The organism is Sphingopyxis sp. GW821-FHT10B01 (assembly GCF_059415685.1).
On the sequence record NZ_JBWKNS010000005.1, the window covers coordinates 62,644 to 78,466 of the forward strand.

Here is a 15,823-nt window from a genome sequence, read left to right on the forward strand (position 1 = left end):
AAATGAGGAATCGCGATCACCCGATGTGGCGAGCCACCCTTGCCGCAATATTGGTCCTGACGCTGCCGGCATGTGCGACGATCGACAAACAGCCGGTTGTCGGTGCGGTTGCCGGGCAAGCCGGTGTCATTCCCTTCGCTTCCGCCACCGTGTCGGCAGATGGTACAATCAACTGGTCCGCACCGGGTGCCGGCCGGGTTACGGTTTATGCCGGCACGGATCCCTCGGTGAGCGAACGGGCGAAACCGGTGGGGCAGGGGGATGCGACGGGCAGCATCCGGGTTTCGGGTCTTGCGCCCGGCAAACGCTGGTTTTTTGCGCTCGTTCCCAATCGGGGCGCGCCGCTGATCGTCGCGGACCATGGGCTTCACCTCAAGACGGTCCCCAATTTGCGCGACATCGGCGGCTATCGCACGGCCGACGGCCGCTGGGTGAAGATGGGACTGCTCTACCGTTCGGATCAGCTCGACCGGTTGAGCGACAACGACCTCGGCGCGATGGGCGATCTTGGCCTCGCGCTCGTCGCGGACCTGCGCACGGCAAGCGAACGCAGCCATGAGCCCGATCGCGTGCCCGCGGGCGCCGAGCATCTCGTGCTCGACGTCGCGGCGGACAGCAAGGGCAGCCTTGGCGGCGATATGCGTCAGGCGATGGCGACGATTGCTGCAGGCAAAGGCGCGGAGATGCTGATCGAGGCCAATCGCGATTTTGTCTCGCTGAACAGCGCGCGCAGCGCCTATCACACGCTGCTCAGCCGGATCGGCGCGGAAGCCGCCGGGCCGACGCTGTATCACTGCACTGCGGGTAAAGATCGCACGGGTTGGGCCAGCGCGGTGATACTGACCCTGCTCGGTGTGCCGCGCGAAACGGTGATGGCCGATTATCTTGCAAGCAACGACTATCTGCGCGCCAAGAATGAGGCCACGATGGCCATGCTCGGCGCATTGCCGACCCCGATAACACGCGAAAATCTGGAACCGGTATTGACCGTGCGCGCCGCCTATATCGAGGCGGCCTTTGCCGAAGTCGATAAACGCTATGGCTCGTTCGATCGCTATGTGCGCGAGGGGCTGGGCCTGAATGATGCAGAGATCGACCGGTTGCGTACGACCTTGCTCGCAGGTGCGTCGCAATAATTGACGCGACCCGTGCGTGGTCGCGGTACATGGATATGCGCAGCGAACGCCGGCCGGGGTTGGATCCGCGGTCCGGGTTTCGCTGGATGAAATCATTCGCGCCTGTTTTCTGTTCAATCCCGCGTGAAATGGCCGCCGGCTCGCGCCATATTCCGATCTTGCGTTGCGATGCGAACCGAGCTTGGCGATATCGTGCAGATTCGGCGCGGCACCGCCGACGAAATTGAACGCCTGCTCGGCGCGATCGACGGTAGCAATTGTCGCCTCTATATGTTTAGCCCGCCGTGCCCTGTATCGGCATGGTCCGGGAGTCTCCCGGTGCGGCGAGACGGTTCGCCTGGGCAAATGGAAAGATGTTTCTGCAGCGCCTATGAAATCACCCGGTGAGACTTTGGAAGACCTCGGCTGGAGAGCCTGGTTCAGCGAGCAGCTCGTGGGCGAGGAAGCCCGGCAAAGCCTTCCTGTGCGGGTGATGGCGGTTCATCGCGGAAAGATTGCCGTTGCGGGGGCAGGGTTCCAGCGCTTCATTTCGCCCTATATTCCTGGCGCCGGTCCGTCGGACGATCATCCCACCGTGGGCGACTGGCTGCTGATCGGTCGCGAGACCTTGGAGCCGGTACGTGTTCTCGAACGACTGAATCTGTTCAAACGGCGCGCGCCGGGCGATCCGCGCAAGGAGCAGATGATCGCCGCCAATGTCGATACGCTGTTCATCGTCGCATCGTGCAATCAGGATTTCAGCGTAGCCCGGATCGAGCGCTATCTGGTGCTGGCCCGCGAGGTAGGGGTAGAGCCGGTTGTGGTTCTGACCAAGACCGATCTCACAGAAACGCCGGAAACCTTCGCGGCGGCGGTTCGCGCGATCGAACCGGGATTACGCGTCGAAGCTGTCAATGGACGCAATCCCGCCAGCGTTGCGCCGCTTTCCGCGTGGTGTGGCAAGGGGCAGACCGTTGCGCTGCTGGGATCCTCGGGTGTCGGAAAATCGACCCTGGTGAACACGTTGCGCGGTTCGGACAGCATCGCCACGCAGGCGATCCGTCGCGGCGACGATACAGGCCGCCACACCACCACCGTGCGCGAAATGCATCGGCTCGATCGGGGCGGCTGGCTGCTCGACACACCCGGGATGCGTGAACTGCAGCTGTCCGACGCCGCCGCCGGAATATCGGAGTTGTTCGACGACTTCATCGAGGCGGCGCAGAATTGCCGCTTTTCCGATTGTGCGCATGGTGGCGAACCCGGTTGCGCGGTGCGGGCGGCGATTGCCGAGGGTAGGCTCGCGTCGGCACGTTTCGACCGCTGGCAAAAGCTGACCGCGGAGGAGAGCGTCAATGCCGCGCCGCCGACGCGGCGACGGCGATAACGCGGCCGGTCGATCCGGACCGGCTTATAGAGCTGCAGGCTCGTGTTTATAGCGGCCTCCTGCATTGATTGTCCGGTCTGTCATGGCACCCTCTTTCAGGGCACCATGTCTGCGCGAAAAAAACGGGGCGCATTTCGCTTCGATATCCGTTCTAGATTAGAGACATAAAAAAGGGAGAGGCGTGAGAGCGGAACCTATTTCCGAACTGGAGCGGTTGACCCGGAAGTTCCGGCCGCCGCTGATCGCCTTTTTTTCCCGGCGTGTCGGGGGGCTCGCGGAAGCCGAAGACATGACTCAGGAGGTTTTTTTGCGGCTAATGAACGCGCAAGGGAACAGCGAAGAGACAAGCGCTGCCTATATTTTCCGGATTGCGGCCAACCTGGTCACCGATCGGGCGCGTCACGATGGCGTCCGCCGGAATTTCGCGGACGCGGCAAGAAGCGAGCCGGGTGCCGGTGTCGACGGTTTCGATCCTTTCCGGATCGCCTCCGCGCGCGAATCCATCTCGGTTCTGTGGGCTGCGATCCAGGCGCTTCCGGAACCCACGCAACAGATTTTCATATTATATCGGGTAGAGAATATTCCCAAGCAGACGATCGCCGACAATTTCGGATTTCACCTCCGGACGGTCGACAAACATATTTCGCGCGCGCTGGTTTTCCTTGCGCGCCGCATGGAGCGGCGGACATGATGACGCCGCAGAATGACAATGACAGCATTGCCGATCCGGAAGAGCAGGCCGCTGCCTGGTGCCTGCTCATCGCCGACCGCGCGCTGACGATCCGCGAACAAACGGAATTCGACGCATGGCTGGCCGCCGACGAGCGTCATGCCCAGCATTTCGACCAGATGGTGGCGGTGTGGCAGGGAACCGACGCCATCGCCGAAATGCCCGGTTTTCTGTCGCTCCGCGCCAAGGCCCTGACCACGATGGAAAAGGCGCGCCGCGGTGCCGAATCGTCTTTCCCGACCCGTCGCCGCGCCTTTGCGACAATGGCTGCGCTCGCGCTGATGACGGGCATGGGAGCCTGGTACTGGAGCGAAGCCCCCCATGTCTATTCCACCGACGTGGGTGAGCGACGGATCGTCCAGCTCGACGACGGGTCAACCGTCTCACTGGATGCGGTCAGCCAGATATCGGTGTCCTTTACCGACCAGCGACGTGCGATTGTGCTCGATCGCGGCCGGGCCAAATTCGATGTATCGAAGGATCCGCTGCGGCCGTTTACCGTGACGGCCGGCTCGCAATCGGTGGTGGCGATCGGGACGAGTTTCAGCGTCGAACTGCTGCGGGATCAGCTTCGGGTCCTGCTGTTCGAGGGACAGGTGGCGGTCGTCCCGCGTGCCGCTGCCGCAAGCCATATCAAGGCGCGCCAGCCGGTGGCACAAACGACGACCCAGCTTTTGCCCGGGCAGGAGTTGGTGGCCAGCCTTTCGTCGGGCGCAGCAGAAATCCTCCCCGTGGACGCAGAGCGTTCGCTGGGATGGGAAGGCGGACGGGTCGATTTCGTCGATATGCCGCTGACCGACGCGGTCGAGCGGATCAATCGTTACGGAACATCGCCGATCGTCATCGGCGATGCCGCCGCCGGCCGGCATCTTGTAAACGGGGTGTTCAACGCCGGTGACACCGACAGTTTCGTCAAGGGCGTGACGTCGCTCTATCCGCTGGCTGCGCGCGAGGAAGGCGGCCAGATCATCATCAAAACGGTGAATTCCGATAGTTCGGAAGAAAAAGAAAAGGTGATGTAAAAAACAGGGGCGCAATCAGGAGCCTGGCTCGTTTTAAGAATAGAGGGGCTACAATATCGATCCCTCGCACATTGGGGGAGAGTTTATGTCCAAACGTCACTGTTTGTTGTCGAGTCTTGCGCTCGGCGCGCTTGTCGCCATGTCGGCGCCCGCGTACGCCGAAGCGCGCCAGGTCCAGCAGTTCGATATTCCGGCCCAGGACCTTGGCGGTGCGCTGCGTGCCTTTGCACGGGCCTCGGGTGCGCAAGTGATTTTCGACGGCAAAGCGGTGCGTGGCAAGCGCAGCGAGACGCTGCGGTCCCGATCGGGCGCCGAGGAAGCGCTTCGCGAATTGCTCCGTGGAACGGGGCTGACCTACCGCCGCGATGGAAAGATTTTCGTCATCAGTCCGGCGCGAAAGATCGCGCTGGCACCGGTTGAGGCGGCGAGCGCTGTGCCAGCGGCGCCTCCCGAGGCGCTGGCCCGCGAGATCAGCGACGGCAACGAAATCATCGTGACGGCGCAGAGGAAGGAAGAGAAGATCACCGACGTGCCGATCGCGATGACGGCGCTGTCGGGCGATGCGCTCGAAGATCGCAAAATAGAGGGCGGATCGGAACTGTTGCGCGCGGTCCCCAACGTCAGCTTCTCCAAGACCAATTTCAGCATGTATAATTTCTCGATCCGCGGGATCGGAACGCAGTCGATTTCGGCGTCCAGCGATCCGGCCGTGGCGGTGAGCTTCAATTCGACCCCGCTCGTCCGTAATCGCCTGTTCGAAGCCGAATTTTTTGATTTGCAGCGCGTTGAAGTGCTCCGTGGTCCACAGGGCACGCTTTATGGCCGTAATGCGACCGCGGGCGTGGTGAACATGATTCCCGCGCTGCCCGAGGCTGACTTCGGCGGCGAAATAAAGGGTGAGGTCGGAAATTATTCAACAAGGCGTTTGAGCGGCATGCTCAACGTCCCGTTGACCAATACATTGGGGGTCCGTGTTGCTGGCACGATGACCAAGCGCGATGGATTTGACTATAACAGCTTTTTTCAAACCCGCGTAAATGGCCGCGATCTGTGGTCGACGCGGGCCACCGTGGCCTGGGAGCCCAGCGACAGTTTTCGCGCGAATGTGATCTGGCAGCATTTCGAGGAAGACGACAACCGTCTGCGCACGGGCAAGCAACTCTGCACCCCAGATCCGGGCGCGGCAAAAGTTGGCAATGTGGCGGTTACCTATCCCGGCCTTAGCGGGCGCATAGGCCAAGGCTGTCTTCCTGGATCACTCTATGACGATGCTGCGTTCGGTACGCCCAACAGTTCGGCGCTCGTGTATCTGTATCATCCAAGCGACGGTCTGAATGTAGGCACCTTGCGACAGCCGGGCCAGCCCAATCGGGTATTATCCGTGGTAAAGCTCCGCGATTCGCTCGGGGGCGTGACACAATCGCGAAATTTGCGCGAAATTTCATCAAATTATGACCCGATATTCCGGGCGAAGAATGATGTCGTCCAGTTCAATTTGGAATTCAAGCCGTCGGAGGCGCTGCAGTTTATTTCACAAACAGCTTATTCTCGGGACCGTTTCTTCTCGTCCCAAGATTATAATCGATTTGTTACCGCTCCATTGTTCGAAGATTCGTCGCAACCCAATCTCTTCGTTGGGAACAGGCCTATTGATTCGGCGAATTATCCGGGGCCAACGCCAAAGGGAATATATTGCGACCCGCAATTGGGGTGCTCCGATCGTATGATCTCGGCGGATTTGAACCGGTCAAGAAACAGGCAATGGTCTCAGGAATTCCGTCTCCAGTCGAGTTTTGACGGACCTGTAAATTTCCTTGTCGGAGCAAACTATCTCGACTTCAAATCCCAAGATGACTATTATGTATTCAATAATATGTTCACGCTTATTGCGCAGATGCAATACAGCAGGCGTCCCCCATTGGGCCCAGATTCTGTTCCGGGCGTCGGGTTTTACCCTTGCGAACTGGGAAATGAAGCCAGGGAGTGCCCCTATGTTGATCCCAATCCGATCGACAGCCTGAACAATCAGGGTCACAATTATTTTCTGAGCCAGAATGGCGTCCGTATAAAGTCCTGGGCGAGCTTTGGCGAAGTCTATTGGAACATCAATGAGGACCTCAAATTAACCCTTGGAGCACGCTATACAAAGGACAGGAAGCGGGCAGATCAGGTTCCCAGTCAATTGCTGCTGGGCGGGGGTGTCAACAACCCGTCGGGGCCGGCATTTATTGGGGACATCACCGGGGGTCGCGTCAATAGCGGATATCCGGCACTGGACGACATCGTGCAGTCATGGGGCCGGTTCACCGGGCGGGCGGTGCTCGACTGGAAGCCGGATCTAAGTTTCACCGACGACACGCTGATCTACGCTTCGGTCTCGCGCGGATACAAGGGCGGTGGAGTCAATCCACCCCGCATCGATTTCAATCCGAATGTGGTGCAGTTCCAGTTTCTGCCGCAAACTTTCAGGCCGGAATATGTCAATGCCTTTGAAATCGGCATGAAGAACAGTTTTGATGGCGGGCGCTTCACATTGAATGCTACCGGCTTCTTTTACGACTATAAGGATTTCCAGGTTTCTCAGATCGTCGATCGCATCGCCTATAACGAGAATTTCAATGCGACGAGCTGGGGACTGGAATTCGAGGCGGCCTGGCGGCCCTCCCGTGCTTTCCGTGTCGACGGCAATCTGGGCTATCTCAAGACCCAGCTGGGCAAGGGGGCGCAGTCGATCGACGTGATGAACCGGACGCAGGGGGACCCCGACTGGGTCGTGCTACGCCCCTGGTTGCAGGTTCCGTCGAACTGCATTGCGCCGCGCGCCGTGGTTGAACAGGTTCTGGCCAGGGGCGGGACTGGGGTTGCCCTTTCTGCGCTATGCCCGGGAGCCGACCGTATCGGCAGCTATGCACCGGACAGGAAGGCCAATGGGCCTGATTTCTGGAGATTATACGGCCTCACCTATAGTCCGCTGGCGACCTATGACCCTTCCAAAGTGGGGCGGATTGTTCCTTACGACCCCGCTAATCCGAATGCCTGGAAGGGCGCAACAAGTGGTGCACCCAATGGCGGTCGCGGCTTCTATGCCGATCTGTCCGGCAATGAACTACCCAATGCTCCGCGCCTTACAGCAAATATCGGCGCGCAATATACTTTCTTCATCGAAGGTGGTGATTGGGAACTGACATTCCGCGGCGACTATTATCGCCAGTCGAAAAGCTATGGGCGGGTTTACAACACGGAATTCGACAGGCTGCGTGCTTGGGACAACGTCAACGTGGCGGTCACGCTGGCCCGTTCGGAATCCGATTTCGCGCTCCAGTTCTATGTAAAAAACCTGTTCAAGAAGACCCCGATTACCGGCTTCTTCGTGAACAGCGATGACAATGGACTTACAACCAATGTGTTTACGCCAGATCCGCGCATCATTGGTCTCAGCGCATCGGTGAAATTCTAAATTTCATATCGGCAACAAGGAGAGAAAACGGGGAGAATGTATATTGAAAAATAATGTGTATAAATGCATGATTAATTCTTTCAATTATAATATTAACTTATTGGGAAAGGGTATTTAAAATGAAAAAACTTACATCTGCTTTTGCAGCTTTGGCAATGATGGGCTCCGCTCTTGCTGGCGCCGTGGCGCCGGCTCAGGCTCAGTACACTGGAACAGTTGATGTTTTCAAAGGCATTGCCTTGAATTGCACGGCCAGCATCACTTTGAATTCCACGACCGGTAAGGCCACCGTCGCCATTGGAGCACCGGAGGCGACCTGTGCGGCGCTGAATATCACCAGCAACCCGCATGATTACACTCTCGTTGGCGGTGCGCTGACAATCGTGGGCATGCGCGTGGAGACCGTGACCCTTGGCAACTGCTTCGGTGATCTGCACGGAACCGTCACCAATCCTGGTGGCACCGGTAGCATCGCCGTTGACGATGTCCTTCCCCCAGAAACGGGTACTTTGCCCTGCTATGTTTCGGGTACCGTGAACAACTAACAAGATAGCGGGTGCATCCAATGGATGCGCCCGCCCATTTCGGGACAGTTAGATGACCAACTCTCGTGCTCTCTTTATTGGGCTGGCTTCTCTCGTTCCGGCAAGCTTTGCGAATGCCACAAGTCCTCACCCCTCCCGGAACCTGGGCATTTCAAGGCACGGCGATGGTGGAAAAGGGGATGGTCGGCCCCTCTCCCTGCACGATGGGTGTGTCGCTGACCGTGCCGAATGACTGGCCGCATGGACCGAATGAAATTTGGGAACGCTCCTGACCTGTGGAAAGGCAATGCGACGGTGCCCGATAGTCTTGGCGGACTCGATCCGTGCCGGATTACTCGATCGGCCTCGCTGTTTTCGCCGGTTGATGTCAGCATGGGTTTATAGGTTAATGAGGCGTCGAGGCGACCATCACCCGGCGACTCCTTAGGGGAGAAAATAGACGTTATTCATTCCCTGCAGATGGAAGTGACGGCGCTGGTTTTGGAGTATCTGGGACAGAAGATGGTCTGTGCCGCGAGAGTGGCGTCGCTGGCTATTGTGGTGGCCGCAGCGCATGGCATGGAAGCGCATGCCGAAACGGATAAGGGGGACGTCTCGGCGGGGTCGGGTTCGCGAGAGGCCGCTCCGCCGGGCGTTATCGTTCTGCCGAACGATCCCGACGAGATTGTCGTCACCGCGGATCGCCGCAGCGAAGCTAAGGTTGCTGCCGAAACCGAATTCAGCGAGGAGGAGATCGCGGCGCGGGGCGCCGACAGCATCCAGGACCTGCTGACGCGCCTCACGTCTTTCATCGACGGCAGTGGCGAAGAACCCGTCATCCTGATCAACGGCAAGCCCGCGGGGTTCGACCGCTCGATCCTGTCCTATCCCGCAGAGGCGCTCGACCGGCTCGCCGTGCTGAAACCCGAAGCGGCCGCCCAATATGGCGAGCCCGCAGGCAAGCGCGTCGTCAACCTTGTGCTCAAGCAGAAATTCTCGGCGTTGAACGCCGATGCGAGCGTGAATTTTGCAACCGCCGGCGGCCAATATGGCGGCGGTCTGTCGGTCGGGCGCACGGCGATCAGCGGCGAAACGCGCTGGAACGTCCAGGCACGCGTCGGCGGCGACAGCGCTTTCTTCAAATCTGCCCGTAACATTCCGCCGCGCGCCGGTATATTCGACCGCGTCGGTTTTGCCTCGGCGCCCGATGGCGGAGAAGTCGATCCGGCGCTCAGTCTCCTCGCCGGCGTGCCGGTGGTCGTCGCGCCTATCCCGTCGAGTGCGTTGTGGGGAATGCCTGCGCTCGGCGATTTCGTGCCGACCGCAAACATCGTGAGCCCCGTCGATCCCAACCGGTACGACACATTGCTGCCGATGCGGCGCACGGCGTCGCTTGCCATCGGCATCACGCGCCCGATCGGCGATTTTTCCGTCTCGTTTAACGCCAACGCGAGCCGGGTCCGGAGCGAGGGGCTTCGAGGGCTCGCGATGGCTTCGCTTGTCATTCCTGCCGGGCATCCCTGGTCGCCGTTTGCAGGTGACGTTGTGCTCGCGCGTCCATTCGCGGGCGGGCGGGCGTTGCGCAACGACAATGGCGCAACGTCGCTCGGTACTTCGCTGACATTGAACGGCAGTATCGAGGGGTGGCAGACGAACTTGAGCTTCAACTATTCGCGTAGCTGGAGCGACGGTCTTTTGGAGAGCGGGGTCGACGTGGCGGCGATTCAGCAACTGATCAATGCTGGCGATCCCAGGTTCAATCCCTATGGTCCCTGGGACGGCGGCTTGCTGCTTTCGTCGCGCACCCGGTCACGCGGGGAGAATCTGCGAGCCCGGCTCAACGTCCGCAAGGCGATCGTCGATCTTCCGGCCGGGCCGCTGGTTTGGAATATCACGGCAGGTACCGTCCAGAACCGCTCCAGAAACCGCCAGTTCGGTGCGACGGACGAATTTTACCGGGATATCGGCCTCGCCCGGCGTCAGGTGGACGGAGAGATATCCTTCAGTCTGCCCATCTCGCGCCGGGGAAAGGCGGGCCCGGGGTGGCTGGGCGACCTGAACATCGATCTATCTGCCAGCGTGCAAAAAATGTCGAAGAGCCGGTCTCAACAGCGCTTCGCGGGCAATATTGGTTGGTCGCCCCTGCCGGACGTTCAGCTTCGCGGGTCGATCGACTATGCCGAGACGGCGCCGTCTTTCGATCAACTCGATGCGCCGGTCGAGGTCACGATCAACCGTATTTTTGATTATGTGCGTCAGGAGATCGCGGAGCCGGTGTGGACCACGGGCGGCAACCCCGATCTTCGCCGTGGCCGCCGCCAGAGCCTTTCATTGTCCGCCATGGTCCGGCCGCTCGGCGACCAGACTCTGACTCTCAATATGGGTTATCGCCAGTCGATCGCGAAAGGCGGTCTGACGGCCTTTCCCGAACTGACCCCCGCCATCGAGGCAGCCTTTCCGGAGCGAGTCACGCGCGATGCGGCGGGGCGGCTCGTCGCAGTCGACGCCCGTGCGATCAACATTGCGCGAGACACCAATTCTGCTCTTTCCACTAGTATCGCGCTGCGGCTGCCGGCGGGGGGCGGGAAAGGGCGGAGCGAAATGGCCGTTGATCCGCTGCAGTTCAGCCTGTCGCTCAGCCACAGCATGCGGCTGAAGAGCGAGTTATTGACCCGGCCAGGGTTGCCCGCAATCGATCAGCTTCGCGCCGGCGGACAATCGCGCCACAACGTCTCATTGCAGGCGTCGGTGGGAAAGCGGGGGATCGGAGCCAATCTGAGCGGGAACTGGAGCAGCCGGGGCCAGCTGCGGGGTGGAGAAGAAGGCTTCACCTTCAAGCCGCCGATGACGTTCAATATTTCGGCGTTTGTCGAGCCCGATCGTCTTGGCGAAAGTCGGGGCAAGAAGGGCCTGATGAACGACGTTAAGCTGTCGGTCGACGTCAATAATCTCTTCAACGGCTATCGCCGCGTGACGCGCGGAGACGGCACGGTGCCTGCGGGGTATAGCCGCGATGAAATCGACCCTCTTGGCCGTACCGTTCGACTGATATTGAGGAAGAAATTCTGACGACGTCCAAGCGATCTTCGGGTCGATGAAGCGACCGGTTCGATCAGAGCGTGGCCGAAGCGGCCATGACCTGTCGTCCGTCGCTGGCGAAGGCGCCAAGCTCGACGGCGTCGCCGTCGCCGCGTAGCGCCAGGTGCAGGACTTCGCCGCAGATCGCGGGCGAGGTGCCGCGAAAAGCAAAGCGGGTCAGCCGGTTGTCGCCGAAATGCCGGGCGGCGAGATCGAGGAGGAGCGTGGCGGTCAACGGCCCATGGACGACAAGGCCGCGATAGCCTTCTCCGTTCGTCGCATAGGGCAGATCATAATGGATCCGGTGGCTGTTGAAGGTGAGCGCCGAATAGCGAAACAGCATGGGTTCGGTCGGAACGAGGGTGCGGTGTGCGTCCCACGCGGCGCCGTCGAAGCAACCATTGCCGGGCGGCGGCGGGGCTGGGCGCGCGTTTGCCGGTGCCGCTTCGCGAAACACGATCGACTGGGTTTCGCGCACGCTCAGCGCGCCATCGGCATGGGTTTCATGCGCGACGTCGGCGAAGACCAGACGACCCGAGCCGCCGGTCTTTTCGGTGATCGAGGCGACGCGCGAGGTCCGTGTCACAGCCTGTCCGGGACGAAGCGGCGACACGAACTCGACCTTGCTTGCGGCCCACATGCGGCGCGGCAGCGGGATGGGCGGGAGGAAGCTTTCCGGGCTGTCGTCGCGCACGGGGTGCCCGTCGGCACCGAGCGTCGCGGTTGGTGCATCGGGCAGGGCGAGGCACCAGTGAAAGGCTTGCGGAACGGTCCCGTCGCCGGGTGCGGCGCGGTCGAGCGTTGCCAGCCAGCGCGCGAGCGTTGCGGGGTCGATACGGTCCTGTCGCGCTTCTTCGCGCCCGACCCACTGATCCCAATCGCTCATCGCGGCGTCCTCCGGCTCAATCTTGTCAGGCGGCGCGTTCGAAGATGGCGGCGATCCCTTGGCCACCACCGATGCACATGGTTTCAAGGCCATAGCGACCGTTCCTGCGGACGAGTTCGCGCGTCAGATTGGCGAGGATACGGCCGCCGGTCGCGCCGATCGGGTGGCCGAGCGAGATGCCCGAGCCGTTGACGTTCACAATTTCGTTCCGGCTGTCGCCCTCCGACCAGCCCCAACCCTTGAGCACCGCGAGCACCTGCGGCGCAAAGGCCTCGTTGAGTTCGACCAGGTCGATGTCGTCCCAGCCGAGGCCGTTCCGCGCGAACAGGCGTTCGACAGCGGGCACTGGACCGATGCCCATACGGCTGGGGTCGCAGCCCGCCGCGGCCGAGCTGTGGTACCAGGCGATGGGTTCGAGGCCGAGTTCGTCGAGCTTGTCTTCGGCGACGACGAGGCACGCGGCGGCGGCGTCATTCTGCTGGCTCGCATTGCCCGCAGTGACGACCCCGCCTTCGAGCGGGCGTAGCTTGCCGAGCGTTTCGGGGGTCGCGTCGGCGCGATAGCCTTCGTCATGCGCGAAGACGATCGGGTCGCCCTTCTTCTGCGGCACCGACACCGGCACCAGCTCATCGTCGAACAGCCCGTTCGCCCATGCGGCGGCGGCGCGCTGGTGGCTGCGCGCCGCATAGGCGTCGCACACCTCGCGGCTGATGTCATAATCCTTCGCGAGATTCTCGGCAGTCTCGATCATGCCGCTGATGACGCCGAAGCGCTCGACCGGCTGCGACATCAGGCGTCCGCGCGTCAGCCGGTCGTGGAGCGTCAGATTGCCCGCGCGCACGCCCTTGCGGATATCTGTGCTGTAATGTTCGACATTCGACATCGATTCGACGCCGCCGGCAACGACCATGTCGGACATGCCCGTCTGCACCATCATCGCGGCGTTGATGACCGCCTGCAGCCCCGATCCGCAGCGGCGGTCGAGCTGATATCCGGGGACTTCCAGCGGCAGCCCGGCGGCGAGCCATGACCAATGGCCGATGCTCGGCGCCTCGCCATTGCCATAGCCTTGGCTGAACACGACATCGTCGACGCGTGCCGGGTCGATCTTCGTGCGCTCGACCAGCGCCTTCAGGATCACGGCGCCGAGTTCGCCGGCGGTCAGCGGGGACAGGCTGCCCCCGAACTTGCCGACGGCGGTGCGGATCGGGGCGACGATGGCGGCGCGGCGCAGGGTCATGGATTTGTCTCCGGTTCAGGCGTGCCGACAATGCCGGCGTCGATGAGGCGGGCGATTTCGCCCGAGGAAAGCGAAAGGCTGGCGGCGAGGATCTCTTCGCTGTGCGCGCCGTTGCGCGGGGCGGACCGGGGCGGCTGACGCTCCATCTGCGGGATCGTCGCAAAGGCGCCGGCCGCCGGATAGGCAAAGCCGCTGGGGTTATCGGCGGTGCCGAAGACCGGATTGTTCGCAACGAGCACCGGGTCGTTCACTGCGTCGAGCATTGTGCGATACGGCGAATGCACGATTCCGCCCGCGTCGAAGGCGGCGGCGAGATCGGCATGGTCGCGGGCGCCGATCGCGCGCTCGAACAGGGGGTAGAGCGCATCGCGGTGGGTGAAGCGCAGGCCGTCGTCCCGGGCGAAGGAGACGCCGCGCGCCGCTTCGATCGCGGCAATGTCGCTGCCGAGATCGAGCGCCGCGACGAGGTTCGCCCATTGGCGCGGGGTGACGACGACGATCATCGTGCGTTGTCCGTCGCGCGTCACGAAATCGCGGCCGAACAGGCCATAGACGGTGTTGCCGAGCCGCGGCCGGTTCTCGCCCGAGTAGAGGATTTCGGCGATGCCGCCGAGATTGGCGACGGTGCCGATCGCGACGTCGGATAGGGGAAGGCGAACCTCGCCGCCTTCGCCCGTCGCGGTTCGCCGCTGGATCGCCGCGAGCAGCGCGAACGCCGCATAGCTTCCCGTCAGCAAATCCCATGCGGGAAGTACGTGATTCACGGGTTCGGGCCCGGCGCCCGTCAGCATCGGATAACCGACGCTGTTGTTGACGGTATAGTCGAGCGCGGGCGAGCCATCGGCCCAGCCCATCACGCGTACCGTAATCAGGTCGGCGCGGCCCTCGGCCAGCGTGTCGTGCGACAGGAAGCCGCCCGCGGGAAAGTTGGTGACGAATTGCCCCGTTGCGCGCACGAGTTGCTGCAGCAATTCGCGCCCCTCGGGACGGCCCAGATCGAGCGCCACCGACTTTTTTGCGCGATTGAGATTTTCCCAATAGAGCGAGTCATTGTTCGCGGTCACCGGCCAGCGCCGGAAATCGGGTCCGCCGCCGATCTGGTCGACGCGGATGACGTCGGCACCGAATTGCGCGAGGTAGAGCCCCGCCGTCGGCGAGGCGACGAAGGACGACGCCTCGATCACGGACAGACCGGACAGCAGCGGATACATCAGCTGTTCGCTGCAAATTCGCGCAGCATATGCTTCGCGATCTGGAGCTGCAGGATCTGCGTCGTGCCTTCGTAGATGCGATAGATGCGCGCATCGCGGAAGAAGCGTTCGGCATCATATTCGGCGAGATAACCCGCGCCGCCATATACTTGCACGCAGGCGTCGACGACGCGTCCGCACATTTCGGATGCGAACACCTTGAACGCCGCCGCCTTGCGCAGGACATTTTCGCCCGCGTCGGCGCGGCGCGTGACATCGTCCATCATGCATTCGGCGGCATAGATGTCGATCTCGCTCTGCGCGAGCATCTGCTGGATCAGCTGGAAGTTGGCGATCGGCTCGCCGAATGCCTTGCGCTCGGTCGCATAGCGCACCGCGCTGTCGAGCGCGCGGCGGGCATAGGCTGTGGCCGCGGCGCCGACCGACATGCGGCCATTGTCGAGGCTCATCATCGCGAACGCGAAGCCCCTGCCGAGCTCGCCGCCGAGCAAAGCCTCACCGCCGACCCGGACGTCGTCCATCACGATGTCGGCGATATGGCTGCCCGACTGGCCCATCTTCTTGTCCGGCTTGCCGATCGTCACGCCCGCCGTGTCGAGCGGCACGATGAAGGCCGAGACATGGGCGTTCTTGGGCAAATTCTCCTTGGCTGTCCGCGCCATGATCAGGCCGACCTTGGCGAAGGGCGAATTGGTGATGTAGCGCTTGGTGCCATTAAGCACCCAGCCATTGTCGGTCTGGGTCGCGGTCGTCTGAAGCCCCGCCGAATCCGATCCCGAGCCGGGTTCGGTCAGACCGAACGCGGCGATCTCGCCCGATGCGACGCGCGGCAGCCACTCGGCCTTCTGCGCCTCGGTCCCGCCATTCTTCAATGCCGAGGCGAACATACCGATGTTGATCGAGATGATCGAACGGAACGCCGGCATGGCATAGCTCAGCGTATGAATGGTGCGGATATACTGGCTGACGTTCATCCCCGCGCCGCCATGCTCTTCGGGGATCGTCAGCCCGAACAGGCCCATGTCGCGCATTTCGGACAGAATCTCCGCCGGGATCTCGTCGCTCTCGATGATCTCCTTCTCGGCGGGGAGAAGGCGTTCGCGCACATAGCGCTGAAGCTGTTCGATGAATTGTTCGAAGACGTCGGCGTCCATGCCGGGGTTGCTCATGGCT

General features: G+C 61.8%; 11 protein-coding genes. 7 read left to right on the forward strand and 4 right to left on the reverse strand.

What is annotated here, in order from left to right:
- The first annotated feature begins 2 nt into the window (after positions 1-2).
- The 7 genes from AC07NV_RS15835 (at position 3) to AC07NV_RS15865 (ending at position 11,304) form a co-directional block, all read left to right on the forward strand.
- Positions 3-1,136, forward strand: a complete 1,134-nt coding sequence (locus AC07NV_RS15835; RefSeq protein WP_495167346.1) for a tyrosine-protein phosphatase — start codon at positions 3-5, stop codon at positions 1,134-1,136.
- Between the two features lie 223 nt (positions 1,137-1,359).
- Entirely contained in the window at positions 1,360-2,502 is a 1,143-nt protein-coding gene (gene rsgA / locus AC07NV_RS15840; RefSeq protein ID WP_495167347.1) for a ribosome small subunit-dependent GTPase A, read from the forward strand.
- A 181-nt stretch (positions 2,503-2,683) separates the two neighbouring features.
- Entirely contained in the window at positions 2,684-3,193 is a 510-nt protein-coding gene (locus tag AC07NV_RS15845; protein ID WP_495167348.1) for an RNA polymerase sigma factor, read from the forward strand.
- Positions 3,190-4,254, forward strand: a complete 1,065-nt coding sequence (locus AC07NV_RS15850; RefSeq protein ID WP_495167349.1) for a FecR family protein — start codon at positions 3,190-3,192, stop codon at positions 4,252-4,254. The genes AC07NV_RS15845 and AC07NV_RS15850 overlap by 4 nt, the downstream gene beginning before the upstream one ends.
- A gap of 85 nt (positions 4,255-4,339) precedes the next feature.
- Positions 4,340-7,711, forward strand: a complete 3,372-nt coding sequence (locus AC07NV_RS15855) for a TonB-dependent receptor domain-containing protein (RefSeq protein ID WP_495167350.1) — start codon at positions 4,340-4,342, stop codon at positions 7,709-7,711.
- Positions 7,712-7,830: 119 nt separating this feature from the next.
- Complete coding sequence (locus tag AC07NV_RS15860) at positions 7,831-8,256, forward strand: hypothetical protein (RefSeq protein WP_495167351.1); 426 nt, start codon at positions 7,831-7,833, stop codon at positions 8,254-8,256.
- Between the two features lie 465 nt (positions 8,257-8,721).
- Positions 8,722-11,304 carry a porin family protein gene (locus AC07NV_RS15865; RefSeq protein ID WP_495167352.1) on the forward strand — a complete coding sequence of 861 codons (2,583 nt, stop codon included), beginning with the start codon at positions 8,722-8,724 and terminating at the stop codon, positions 11,302-11,304.
- Positions 11,305-11,347: 43 nt separating this feature from the next.
- Here AC07NV_RS15865 and AC07NV_RS15870 read toward each other — a convergent pair whose 3' ends face one another.
- Genes AC07NV_RS15870 through AC07NV_RS15885 form a run of 4 tightly spaced genes read right to left on the reverse strand, consistent with a single transcriptional unit; the run spans position 11,348 to position 15,819 of the window.
- Positions 11,348-12,199, reverse strand: coding sequence for an HTD2 family dehydratase (locus AC07NV_RS15870; protein WP_495167353.1), 852 nt, complete (start codon positions 12,197-12,199; stop codon positions 11,348-11,350).
- Between the two features lie 25 nt (positions 12,200-12,224).
- Positions 12,225-13,439 carry an acetyl-CoA C-acetyltransferase gene (locus AC07NV_RS15875; RefSeq protein WP_495167354.1) on the reverse strand — a complete coding sequence of 405 codons (1,215 nt, stop codon included), beginning with the start codon at positions 13,437-13,439 and terminating at the stop codon, positions 12,225-12,227.
- Positions 13,436-14,650 carry a CoA transferase gene (locus AC07NV_RS15880; protein WP_495167355.1) on the reverse strand — a complete coding sequence of 405 codons (1,215 nt, stop codon included), beginning with the start codon at positions 14,648-14,650 and terminating at the stop codon, positions 13,436-13,438. The genes AC07NV_RS15875 and AC07NV_RS15880 overlap by 4 nt, the downstream gene beginning before the upstream one ends.
- Complete coding sequence (locus AC07NV_RS15885; RefSeq protein ID WP_495167356.1) at positions 14,650-15,819, reverse strand: acyl-CoA dehydrogenase family protein; 1,170 nt, start codon at positions 15,817-15,819, stop codon at positions 14,650-14,652. The genes AC07NV_RS15880 and AC07NV_RS15885 overlap by 1 nt, the downstream gene beginning before the upstream one ends.
- Positions 15,820-15,823 lie beyond the last annotated feature (4 nt).

Bases quoted from the DNA above. Each gene is read 5' to 3' on its own strand.
- AC07NV_RS15875 (WP_495167354.1), bottom strand. From the start codon at position 13,439: ATGACCCTGCGCCGCGCCGCCATCGTCGCCCCGATCCGCACCGCCGTC.
- AC07NV_RS15850 (WP_495167349.1), top strand. From the start codon at position 3,190: ATGATGACGCCGCAGAATGACAATGACAGCATTGCCGATCCGGAAGAG.
- AC07NV_RS15885 (WP_495167356.1), bottom strand. From the start codon at position 15,819: ATGAGCAACCCCGGCATGGACGCCGACGTCTTCGAACAATTCATCGAA.
- AC07NV_RS15870 (WP_495167353.1), bottom strand. From the start codon at position 12,199: ATGAGCGATTGGGATCAGTGGGTCGGGCGCGAAGAAGCGCGACAGGAC.
- AC07NV_RS15835 (WP_495167346.1), top strand. From the start codon at position 3: ATGAGGAATCGCGATCACCCGATGTGGCGAGCCACCCTTGCCGCAATA.
- AC07NV_RS15860 (WP_495167351.1), top strand. From the start codon at position 7,831: ATGAAAAAACTTACATCTGCTTTTGCAGCTTTGGCAATGATGGGCTCC.
- AC07NV_RS15880 (WP_495167355.1), bottom strand. From the start codon at position 14,650: ATGTATCCGCTGCTGTCCGGTCTGTCCGTGATCGAGGCGTCGTCCTTC.
- AC07NV_RS15855 (WP_495167350.1), top strand. From the start codon at position 4,340: ATGTCCAAACGTCACTGTTTGTTGTCGAGTCTTGCGCTCGGCGCGCTT.